This is a genomic window from Cylindrospermum sp. FACHB-282 (genome assembly GCF_014697195.1).
In the GTDB taxonomy this organism is placed as follows: Bacteria; Cyanobacteriota; Cyanobacteriia; order Cyanobacteriales; family Nostocaceae; genus Cylindrospermum.
In genome coordinates, this window is sequence record NZ_JACJRJ010000084.1 from 1 (window position 1) to 10,969 (window position 10,969).

Here is a 10,969-nt window from a genome sequence, read left to right on the forward strand (position 1 = left end):
TCAGAAAAGCAATCCCTAATGCTTTTGCAGATGGGATACAGGGGATTGTAGTTTCCCCAGTAAAGGTAACACTTTCAAAGTAAAAGATATTTGTCTATATTTTTTACAACTATTACCCGAACCCTCCCTTGGTGCCGAAGATTTTTCTGTGTATTTAGAACACGCCCCCGGTTCCATGTTTCGCTTAGGAGTAGGCTACAAAGAAAGAATTATTAATCACCCATTACACCATCCCCAATTTGAAGTTGATGAATCTGCCATTACTACCGGGGTTGTGACAATGGCTTATGCCGCTTATAAATACTGGTTATCAAAATAAACCACCCCTTCCAGATCTCTGAAAATCTCACCCTGTCTTCATTTTGAATTTTGAATTTTGAATTCCCCCTTGGGGTACTAGTCATTTCTCAACCATGATCAGACAAATTCAACTAGTGGCGTAGTGGTAGTCAATATAACCTACCAGCAGCAATTTATAGAGATGAAGATAGAGAAAATTACTGCTATACTATTTTGGTTAATAGTGAGTCAACAGATTCATTATTAGCCGCTATTTATCAACTAAATTTTGACTTTAACTACTAACACATAGAAATCAAAATCCTAACTTGATAAAATCAGCGCGATTATTTTCTAGCATAGTTAAACCCAGATTTTTTACTTAATAAACAAAAAGAAATTTGGAGCTTTTAAGCTTGCTATAAACTCTCACCTTATTACCGCCAACTATGCCGCCCATACAACCTGTAGAAACTTCATTACAACCACCTGTTAATGGTAATTGGTACTTGCTCAGTGTTCGTTCCAAAAAACGCGAATTATTTCTGAAATACTTGGAACTCGCCATCACCCAAAATAATTTAAGAGAATTAATTTTGCAAGTAGAAATTCCCCCAGAGTCAGTATATGAAGATATTGTTTTAGTGAATTTAAGTAATTTTAAAACAGCATATACTTATCTGCAAAAAGTTGATTGCTTCCAGGGTATAGAACGCAAACCGTTACAGTTAGAACAAGTCAGTCGGATGTTAGCAGCCAAGCAAAAGTAAAGACTCTAGATTTAACATCTCTAGCATTTAACAAAATTACCTAAAACCAGGCGATCGCACAGCATTTTTGCAACGCGATTGCCTGTTTGCCTAAATAGCACCAATTCCAGTATATAGCAGTCCTAAATCATTTGTGAACACAAAGATACCCGACTTCTCTAAGAAGTCGGGTATCTGACTCACTTTATGTTCACAAATCAAATAGGATTGCTATAGCCAGAAAAAATTTCAACCATGAGGTTTTTTATAGCTAGGATTTACAGCAATTTTCAGACTAATGAACCACAAATTATCGTAGGGACACAGTGTCCCTACAAAATGGTTTAATTATTTGAAAACGACTGTAAAACTAAACATTAGCACCAGTCTTTGCGCCGCCAAATCTCTGTTGAATTCTGCTCTTAGCAGCTTTGAATTGTGTAGCTAATTCCTCAGTTTGCACAGTGCTTAAGTTGTTGCGCATTGCCGCAAACATTGTATTTTCTTCTTGACGAACATGATCCATAACGATGTCTGAAAGTTGTCTGACTCTATCTTTAAATTCAGATGCAGATGGGTTAATAGCCCTAATTTCCTCTAACAGCCGTTTCATCTCAGCTTGTTCATCATAAAGCTCTTGGGTATCTTCCTCACCATAGAAAGAACGAACTCGCGGATAAACTACTTCTTCTTCCGCTTCAGCATGGGCAGTTAAATCCTTGTAAATTTGCCCAAAATACTCTTCAATTTTTTGCTGATCACCGCTTTGTAACAATTCTGTAAATAAGACATTCACCTTATTGTGATCCATGCGGAGCACATCCTGGATATTCATATCCTGTTTATCACTGCTTTGGGTAACAGCACTACCTACTACGCCGCTAAATGCTGCCATAGCGTCTTGGACTCGTGCCCAAATACCTTGATCTGCATCTTGTCCAGTGAGTTCGCGCACACCCAAAATCTCCAGAATGCCTTTGAGTTGTTCTTGGTGAGCGCGGTTCTCAAAGTTAATTGTATTTAAAGGGCCAATTGCTGCCATTACATCAGCACCAACTCTTTGAGCAGCCTTGTGAATTAGCAAGCCGGTCATTACTTGTTGGTGCTTCAGCAATTCATGCTGAAATACTTTTTCATACAAGCTTAATTCAGAACCTTGTATCCATTCCCGAAGCATTTCCACCTGTTGTTGAACAGTTCTATCTGGTTCTTTGTGAATGCCATACTGAACGATTACAGTATCCAGAATGCCCAGATTTTTTTGGTCATCATTGAGCATATCTTGGATGCGTTGGGAGATTTCACTATCAGTGGATGCTCTCAAAAATAGTTGCTCATCCTCGATCAGCAACTGTTGAACTGCTTTGATATCTGCCAATTTTGCGGCAATGGCATTGCGTTTAGTATCATCTAAAGTGGATACCATCTTTAATTCTCCTCGTAAAAGTATTCGGAACTATTGCCAATTTCAGATTGCCATAGAGAGTAGGCATATTCCATCTTTCTTTTGAGCGATTACCTGAGTTACTTAGGGTAGACAACCTAAGTTTTGTCTTGGCTAATTTTCAACTTCCACTATTAGATAGATAATTTTAAAACTTCGCCTATTTCGCCAGATAGATAAAATTTTCATGCCAATCTTCTAGATTGGCTCCAAGGTAGTTGAACAGGGGATCAATTCATCATGCCAGATAGTCCTGGATTAGGAGAGCAAGCGCTGAATAAAGTGGCAGAAATAGGGTTGTCTAGCCAGCTAGATGCAGTAGAAAAATTGGATGTTAGTATTCAAACTGATCCGCTCAAACTGGTTCAGGGAGAGGTAGATAGAGTCAAGATTGAAGGCGAAGGTTTGGTAATGCAAAAAGACCTCCGCATGGAAGAAATGGAAATGCAAATTACTAGTGTCTCGATTAATCCTCTCAGTGTTGCCTTTGGGAAAATTGAACTCACCAAACCAACTGTAGGCAGTGCGCGGGTTGTTTTAACGGAAGCTGATATCAATCGCGCTTTCAACTCCGAATATATCCGCTCAAAACTCCAAAATCAGAAAATACATATCCAGGGGCAACCGATGACGATCGCACCCGAAAACGTAGACTTTCGCCTACTTGGTGAAGGCAAAGTTGCATTAACTAGCAGCATCATGTTAGTAGAAAATGGCGAAATTCACCAAGTTGCTTTTTCAGCAATACCTCTTGTTAGTACTAACGGCACAACAGTGTCACTGGAAAATGTTGAGTATGGCGAAGAAGAGGAAATATCACCAGAATTAACACAAGCTTTGATAGATCAAACCAGTGAAATTTTGAATTTGAGTAACTTTGATTTAGAAGGAATGAGCCTGCGAGTTAAGCGACTAGAAGTAGAACCAGGGAAACTAACGCTGCAAGCTGAGGCTTACGTTGAACAAATTCCTGCGGCTTAAAATTAGGATATTAAATAATGGAAACCACAGAAACAACCTCAGAAACAACTTCGACACCTTTCCCAAATATCCCACCACTGATTGAAAGCGACGATAGAGAGTATCATGATAGCGGCGTACCCAGTACAGTGGCGATCGCCGGACACCCCTTACATCCCCTGAGTGTCATCTTTCCCATAGCCTTTTTAGCCGCTGCTTTAGGAAGCGATTTCGGCTACTGGTTAACTCATGATTTCTTCTGGGCTAGGGCTTCGTTATGGTTAATCGGACTCGGTTTGGTTGGAGGTGTCATAGCAGCAGCAATCGGCATGAGCGACTTTTTGAGAATTGAACGAGTCCGCAAACGCGCCGCTGGCTGGACTCATCTGATTCTTAACGCTTCTATTCTAGTCTTGAGTGCCCTCAACTTCATCCTCCGTCTGGGTAATTCTGAATCACGAATACTACCTTGGGGACTGTTTCTCTCGCTTGTTGTCGCTACGCTGACTAGTATTTCTGGCTGGTTTGGTGCCGAACTTTCCTATCGCCACAAAATCGGTGTGGTGGGTGCTGGTAGCAAACGATATCCTTAAGTTTAATCCAATTGAGAAAGCGGTGGAGTAAAAGCTAAAATTTTCTTTAGTTTTCACAAGCGAGAAAATGCTCCGAAACCGTAATCAAACAATATTCATTATCCTTTCTCTGCTCATCGTTGTGGCGATGGGCTTTTTGTTTAAGTACTACACTGGGACTGGCCAACAGTGGTTTAATAACTACGGTGCAGCTATATTTTACGAAATATTTTGGTGTTTATTCGTCTTTTGGTTTTTCAGAAATCGGGCAGCAGTGCAGCAAATCCCTTTAATTGTTTTTGTCATCACCTGTATACTAGAATTCTTACAGCTTTGGCATCCGCCGTTATTAGAAGCAATTCGCGCCACCTTGATAGGTAAATGGTTACTTGGCACTACCTTTGCTTGGTGGGATTTTCCTCATTATCTCTTGGGCTGTATATTGGGTTGGTTGTGGCTGCGACAATTACAAGGAATTGGCAATGCAAAAAAAAGTTAAAGTTAAACCTAATTCAAAACAGCAAAAAATTGAAGAACAATCAGATGGTAGTCTGACTGTACATTTAAAATCTCCACCAGTAGATGGTAAGGCTAATGAAGAGTTAATTAAACTACTAGCTGAAAATTTTTCTGTGCCCAAATCCTATATTAGGATTAAGTCCGGTTTATCCTCACGGCAAAAAATAATTGAAATTCATACTGATGTCTAATTTATTAAACCTTCAGCTAAGGTATTTCCTAGTAGAGTCAGGAAACAAGAAATAAAAGTTATACTTCCTGAGTAATACTGATATATCTTGACTGTGCTTTGACTCGTTCTATCCAAGCTTGGATAGCGGGAAACTGTGTCAAATCAAATCCACCCTCATCAGCTACATGAGTGTAAGCAAACAAGCCGATATCAGCAATAGTATAACGCTCTGCTACCAAAAAAATGTGAGCTTTTAAATGGTTTTCCATCACCTTAAGTGCTGCATAACCTGGTTCCCTTTTTTGCTGGATGGCTTCACGATATTCTTCAGCTTTACCTAAAATAGAAATCCAAAATCTTGATGTGGCGATAAAAGGTTCATGACTGTACTGTTCAAAAAACAACCATTGCAGTACTTGCGCTCGTAAAAAGCGGTCATAGGGAAGAAATTCTGTACCTTCACTCAGATACACTAATATAGCATTAGATTCTGCTAAGTATTGCCCTGGTTTAATTTCCAAAAGGGGAATTTTTCCGTTGGCATTTTTGCTTAAAAATTCTGTTGTTCGAGTCTCGCCTTTGATGATGTTCACTTCTACCCTCTTAAAGGGCATACCAAGTTGTGTCAATAAAAGACGTATCTTATAACAATTACCTGAAGGTAAAAAATCGTACAAGCGCAGCGTTTCCATGCCCAAATAATTATGATGAGGGATGTGTTAATCAGAGATAGTTTTTAGATATAATATTCTACCAAAGTATTGTCTAAAAACAGGATAAATTTTTCTTTATAATTAATATTTTCTGACAATATAAAACTTCCAAGTATTATTTATTTCTAGTATTTAGATATTTAACTTTGGTCGGTAGTTGAGAATAAAAGTATGTGTAGAATATTTACTTTAAAGAAGCCAGTAGAAGCTTTAGCCCAATTTTTCCCTATCTCGAAAGTTCCGGTTTTTCCCACCGCACATAACATCGCACTTAGGCAAATGATGGGAATAGTGCTACATATTTTTGCAAGTACACAGTGAGAATTTCACTAGTTAAGTTAATGTTTAACTATTTCGCGCCTTTAGTACTAAATGCTTGGCCCTAGGCTACCAAGGGCATAGGATTGTTGAGGAGTCGCTAATCTCTGGTGTTGGTAGGGACTCAATCAAGTCTTCAAGCAACTGCAAACACCTGAAAGCACTATAGCCGCTATTGCATCCCTATCTCAACCCATTTAGCGATAGGGTGAACAAATATCGGCACAATAGTTTTGAATGTATCATGGCCCATTCGTGAGTAAAATGCCCCTGCAAATCAGTTAAATTAACTATTGAGTCTACTAATTGCAAAAATGCTAGTACAGCACGGCGAAAATAAGCCAAGCATTCAAAATAAACGAAAAGCTTACGTCATAAGCTTTTTGAATTTTGTAAGGGTTGCACCTGGAGCAAGAGGCATTTTGAATTTTGAATTTTGCGCAGCGGTACTAGTCTGGTGAAAATTCGCGGCTAAACAAAGCCTGCTTCAGCGGACTTTAAAGAGTCTGCTTTGTGAGCCAGTGACTGAAAGTCTAAAGGCATTTTCTGAGTTAATAGCTGTACAACCATAGAGGCAATATGCCAAGAACACAAAAAAACGATAACTTTGTTGACAAATCCTTTACGGTGATGGCGGATATCATCCTGAAGCTACTGCCAACTAATAAAAAAGCCAAAGAAGCGTTTGTTTATTACCGAGATGGGATGTCGGCCCAGGCGGAAGGGGAATATGCCGAAGCTTTAGAGTATTACGAAGAAGCTCTAACACTAGAGGAAGACACCAATGATCGCGGCTATATTCTCTACAATATGGGGCTGATTTATGCCAGCAATGGCGACCACAATAAGGCTTTAGAATTGTATCACCAGGCAATTGAGTTGAATCCACGGCTACCCCAAGCCTTAAACAATATCGCTGTGATTTTTCACTACCAAGGGGAAAAGGCTAAAGAATCTGGAGATCATGACGGCGGCGAAGCACTGTTTGATCAAGCAGCAGATTATTGGATTAGAGCTATTCGCATGGCTCCCAATAACTACATTGAAGCCCAAAACTGGCTAAAAACCACTGGGCGATCGCAAATCGACGTATTCTTTTAGTTAAGCGGTCATTGGTCATTGGTCATCGGTCATTTACTATTGACTAATGACTAATGACTAAATGACTAATTTATGATTGATCGTGAGCAAGTTCGCAAAGTAGCCCTTCTCGCTCGTTTAGAATTGACACCAGACGAGGAGACACAATTCACCACCCAGCTAGTCAGGATTCTGGATTATATCGAACAGCTGAGTGAACTTGATGTCAGCGATGTGCCCCCGACAACAAGGGCTATTGATGTCAGCAATGTGACGCGAGAAGATGAGTTGCAACCCTATCCTGACCGAGAAGCTATCCTTAACAGTGCGCCTGAACAGGAAGGCGAATTTTTTAAAGTGCCAAAAATCCTCAATGCTGAGTAGGAAAGCAGGGCAACTCTGGGGTATAAGATAAAAATACCACCCCTTTAATCAAGTGGAGGGGTGGAAGCGTCAACTGAAAGCATGCACTGGATTTTTAGAGATTTATGGGTAACTGTCTTACACCCATGAGCAAATAAATTTATCGACAAACTTCTGCTAGGGTGGCGCTAAAGTTTGGGTATGAGACGGCAGCTGCTTCGGCCCGGTGAATGGTGGTGGTACCGGTGGCAACTAGAGCGGCGATCGCTAAACTCATGGCTATGCGATGATCTGTATGACTATCTACGTCAGTACCCACTAGGGAAGTACCGCCAGTAATCTCCATACCATCGGGTAGTTCGGTGACTTTAGCTCCCATTTTATTGAGTTGCTGGGCCATGACAGTAATGCGATCGCTTTCTTTTACCCGCAACTCTTCTGCATCCCGAATAATGGTTGTCCCTTGGGCAAATGCCGCCGCTACTGCCAAAATCGGAATTTCATCAATTAATCTAGGTATAATATCCCCAGCGAGGGTACAGGAGTGGATTCCACCATAACGCACTCGCAAATCAGCTACTGGCTCACCAGCAACTTCTCGCTCATTTTCTCGTTGGATATCTGCTCCCATCAGGGCCAAAGCTTCTAAAATACCAGTGCGGGTAGGATTAACGCCGACATTTTCAATTACCAAATCAGAACCTGGGACAATTGCCCCAGCGACTAACCAAAAGGCAGCTGAACTGATATCTCCTGGTACTATCACTGTTTGCCCATGTAGTTGAGCACAACCAGTAACAGTAACGCTATTGCTTTGGGGATCGATAGTGAGTTCTGCTCCAAAGGCCCGTAACATCCGTTCACTGTGATCCCGCGAGAGGGCGGGTTCGCTAACGGTAGTTTGTCCCTCGGTCATTAAACCCGCTAGCAAGATGCAGGATTTAACTTGGGCAGAGGCGATGGGAGAATGATAGTGAATTGGCTTGAGGGCTTGTCCTTGAATAGCCAAGGGCGCTAGAGAATTACTCACTCGTCCCCAAATTTGGGCCCCCATTTGTTGTAAAGGTTTAACAACACGGGACATGGGACGCGATCGCAAAGAACTATCACCTGTTACAGTAAAAAAGCGCCCTGGATGAGATGCCAAAAGTCCTAACATCAATCTCAGTGTTGTGCCAGAGTTGCCAGCATTTAACACATCAATCGGTTCAGAGAAATTCCCCAGACCAATACCTTTAACCCGCACAAATTCTGTATTTAATTCCGAAATTTCTGCACCTAAAGCTCGAAAACAGCTAGCGGTGCTGCGGGGGTCTTCTCCCAAAAGAAGTCCTTGAATCTGGGTTTCACCTTCAGCCATAGCACCCAACATGAGAGCACGATGGGAAATAGATTTATCCCCAGGAACCCGGATGCGACCCTGTAGGGATAGCCCAAGAGGGGGTCGCTGAATAATTAACTTATGAGAAAGGTTTTCTTGAGTTTCTACGGTTATAACAGAAGCCGACATTAGGATACACTGGCTTTTGAATACACTGGAAGCTCATCAGCGACTTCATTCGCCGCCGTTAGTAACTTCTGCCTAGTATCTTATCGCTTTTTGTAGTATAAAGACTAATCAAATCTACCCAAAGTAAATAATTTTATTTTCAGTTTTGCTACCTGCTTTACCATAAGAGGTGCAGACAGCCAAGAAAATTTTTTGCTCTATCACAACTCCCACGATCTATATTGAAGCCGTAACTTGAGAGTCTTCACACAACTATTACCACCTTGGTTTTTAGTTAAGCTTTCCAGACAAAAAAGCCAGATTTTCACTATTCAGCCTTAAATCCTAGCATTTTTCATCCTAATTTTGCTAGCTTAATCAATCAGCAGATTCAATGAAACTTGTCTGACTATTTTTGTGCTGAAGCTGACCGGCTAAAGATTGTTCTATTCAATAGCTTTTAACTCTTATCGCTCCCATGCTGACCCATCACCGCAAGCCCGTGTGCTTATCCATTATTTCCACTGACCTACCAGTCTGGTCTGTTGTCGAAACCGCAGGTACATTGTATCAAAAAGATACTGATAGGTTTCATTTACTGTTGACTGCACCGCCCCTGATTAGCTGCGAAGTAGGGAGTTTACCAAGTCCAGAGGAGACGCTTCCCCACAATAGCAACCACACTTACACCCCCACCAGCCCCAGAATTTTGTGGCTGGAAATTTCCCCTTACCGGGTAATCATGACTATGCAAGGTAATGCTCAAGTTAGTTACCGCCACTTTTGGGAACAGGGCGTTTATGGTATTAGTCGTTATTGGTTGCCCACAGAGTCATTACAACCTAAGGAGCCAATTCGCTTACGAAATTTTACTAATAGCCTGACACTCACTGGAAACACATTACCAGAACATTTGCGTCTAGAATATGAATTGTGGGCAGCAAAAGTCCAACTGGGACGCTACATCTTAAATTTAGAAATTCATCACTAATAGTCAGGCCTTTTACGAAAACAGGAGCATAAACCCCAGTAGTACAAGACTAGCTGAACTGGTCTTGTATCTTCTTCATCGGTAGGATAAATATGCAGGTAGCTTTAGCTATTGTTTGAATTTATTAACTTTATTATATTTCGATTCTATTAATCTCTTATCTTTAGCTTCTTGCTTAGTTCTTTGGAACTTATGTTAACAAAGTCAGCAGCCACCTCTGCCCAATCCCTTGGGTGAAAGTTATGATAGATTTTCCACACCATTTGCACTAATTCTTCTCTATGTTCATTGCACCACATCAATCTTTCTACAAAGCTTTCAGGGCTACGAATTGGCAATATCCAGCCAGTTTTTCCTTCAACGACGATATCTAGACTTGCACAATTTGTAGTGGATACAATTGGTATTCCGGCAGCTTGAGCTTGGGCTAAAACTACAGCATAACCATCTTCAATAGTTGTAAAAATGAATATATCTGCCCAAGCGTAAAATTCGGGCAATTCATATTGAGGCTGTCTGGGAATAAACTCAATATTGGCACTACTTTGTTGGGCTAGGTGACTAGCTTCGCTGATAACATCGCCAACGAATTTAAATTGGCAATATCCAGATCCTAATTCAGCTATTTTACTAAAATCAATTGCACCTTTGCGATATGAATAAGTGCCAACCATTAGTACCCGAAGTGGTTTTTTAGAGATAATTCTTTGACACCGCTCTTCAACAACCTGCTGAAGGGGGTGAAATTTTTCTAATTGAGTACCTAAAGATAGAACTTTAAGTTTCTCTTTGACAATACCTTGAGCAATAAAAGATTGTTTAGCAAAGGTGGAGAGTACTATAACTAGATCAGAAATTTGATATTCTCGCTCTTCCCTAGCAATTATCCATTTACTTGGTTTATCAACGTAGACTCCCGCCCGTTTCTCTTCTGCTGAAAGAATTTGAAATTGAGTCCGAATATGAGCAGAACCCCTGACAAGAGCTTTAACTACATTTTTATTTGGTAGCGCTTGAAAAACCTCTTCGGCAACTCCACTAAAAGCGTAGACAACATCATATTCTTGTTTTTCGATAATTTGAGCAGCCCAATTAGAAAATTTAGTATTAAGAAAAGCTTCTAAATCAGCATGATTTAGAATGCCCTGCATTTTACCCAAAATCCGAGCTAAAATACCATGTAGTAAAAATGATTGAATATATTTTTGGCTCTTCAGTACTTGTTATGCCAAAATAATAAGCTAAACCCAATTTAATAAACATCTAACTCTAAAGTTTTCAAAATTTCTAAATCCATAACCAGAACGTTTAATCAGCTTA

At 40.5% G+C, this 10,969-nt stretch carries 13 protein-coding genes and 1 pseudogene; 9 read left to right on the forward strand and 5 right to left on the reverse strand.

Annotated features, from left to right (window positions below; genetic code table 11):
- Positions 1-103: 103 nt before the first annotated feature.
- Positions 104-319 (forward strand): annotated as a pseudogene (locus H6G32_RS25585) (hydrolase); the annotation flags it as partial.
- A gap of 409 nt (positions 320-728) precedes the next feature.
- Positions 729-1,049: a chromosome segregation ATPase gene (locus H6G32_RS25590; RefSeq protein ID WP_190463458.1), complete on the forward strand. Its 321-nt coding sequence runs from the start codon at positions 729-731 to the stop codon at positions 1,047-1,049.
- Between the two features lie 349 nt (positions 1,050-1,398).
- On the opposite strand, the gene H6G32_RS25595 is transcribed toward H6G32_RS25590, so the two are convergent.
- Positions 1,399-2,454, reverse strand: coding sequence for a hemerythrin domain-containing protein (locus tag H6G32_RS25595; protein WP_190463460.1), 1,056 nt, complete (start codon positions 2,452-2,454; stop codon positions 1,399-1,401).
- A gap of 258 nt (positions 2,455-2,712) precedes the next feature.
- Here H6G32_RS25595 and H6G32_RS25600 point away from each other — a divergent pair, with 258 nt between their 5' ends.
- From H6G32_RS25600 to H6G32_RS25615, 4 genes are all read left to right on the forward strand, one after another.
- Positions 2,713-3,453, forward strand: a complete 741-nt coding sequence (locus H6G32_RS25600; protein ID WP_190463462.1) for an LmeA family phospholipid-binding protein — start codon at positions 2,713-2,715, stop codon at positions 3,451-3,453.
- A gap of 17 nt (positions 3,454-3,470) precedes the next feature.
- Positions 3,471-4,025 carry a DUF2231 domain-containing protein gene (locus tag H6G32_RS25605; protein WP_190463464.1) on the forward strand — a complete coding sequence of 185 codons (555 nt, stop codon included), beginning with the start codon at positions 3,471-3,473 and terminating at the stop codon, positions 4,023-4,025.
- 67 nt (positions 4,026-4,092) lie between these two features.
- A complete protein-coding gene (locus tag H6G32_RS25610) occupies positions 4,093-4,503 on the forward strand; it encodes a ribosomal maturation YjgA family protein (protein WP_190463466.1) in 411 nt (136 codons plus the stop codon).
- Complete coding sequence (locus H6G32_RS25615) at positions 4,487-4,714, forward strand: DUF167 domain-containing protein (protein WP_190463468.1); 228 nt, start codon at positions 4,487-4,489, stop codon at positions 4,712-4,714. The genes H6G32_RS25610 and H6G32_RS25615 overlap by 17 nt, the downstream gene beginning before the upstream one ends.
- Before the next feature lie 58 nt (positions 4,715-4,772).
- Here the strand turns inward: H6G32_RS25615 and H6G32_RS25620 are convergent, their stop codons facing one another.
- Positions 4,773-5,387, reverse strand: a complete 615-nt coding sequence (locus H6G32_RS25620; RefSeq protein ID WP_190463470.1) for a glutathione S-transferase family protein — start codon at positions 5,385-5,387, stop codon at positions 4,773-4,775.
- 918 nt (positions 5,388-6,305) lie between these two features.
- On the opposite strand from H6G32_RS25620, the gene H6G32_RS25625 reads away from it, so the two are divergent.
- A complete protein-coding gene (locus tag H6G32_RS25625) occupies positions 6,306-6,827 on the forward strand; it encodes a photosystem I assembly protein Ycf3 (protein ID WP_190463471.1) in 522 nt (173 codons plus the stop codon).
- A 72-nt stretch (positions 6,828-6,899) separates the two neighbouring features.
- Positions 6,900-7,190, forward strand: coding sequence for an Asp-tRNA(Asn)/Glu-tRNA(Gln) amidotransferase subunit GatC (gene gatC / locus H6G32_RS25630; RefSeq protein WP_190463473.1), 291 nt, complete (start codon positions 6,900-6,902; stop codon positions 7,188-7,190).
- A 139-nt stretch (positions 7,191-7,329) separates the two neighbouring features.
- Here gatC and aroA read toward each other — a convergent pair whose 3' ends face one another.
- A complete protein-coding gene (aroA, locus tag H6G32_RS25635; RefSeq protein WP_190463476.1) occupies positions 7,330-8,679 on the reverse strand; it encodes a 3-phosphoshikimate 1-carboxyvinyltransferase in 1,350 nt (449 codons plus the stop codon).
- Between the two features lie 457 nt (positions 8,680-9,136).
- On the opposite strand from aroA, the gene H6G32_RS25640 reads away from it, so the two are divergent.
- Positions 9,137-9,649, forward strand: coding sequence for a hypothetical protein (locus H6G32_RS25640; RefSeq protein ID WP_190463478.1), 513 nt, complete (start codon positions 9,137-9,139; stop codon positions 9,647-9,649).
- A 149-nt stretch (positions 9,650-9,798) separates the two neighbouring features.
- Here H6G32_RS25640 and H6G32_RS25645 read toward each other — a convergent pair whose 3' ends face one another.
- Entirely contained in the window at positions 9,799-10,800 is a 1,002-nt protein-coding gene (locus H6G32_RS25645) for a glycosyltransferase family 4 protein (RefSeq protein WP_242046726.1), read from the reverse strand.
- 90 nt (positions 10,801-10,890) lie between these two features.
- The coding region (locus tag H6G32_RS27510) for a transposase (RefSeq protein WP_190462299.1) at positions 10,891-10,969 on the reverse strand (79 nt) is incomplete at its 5' end.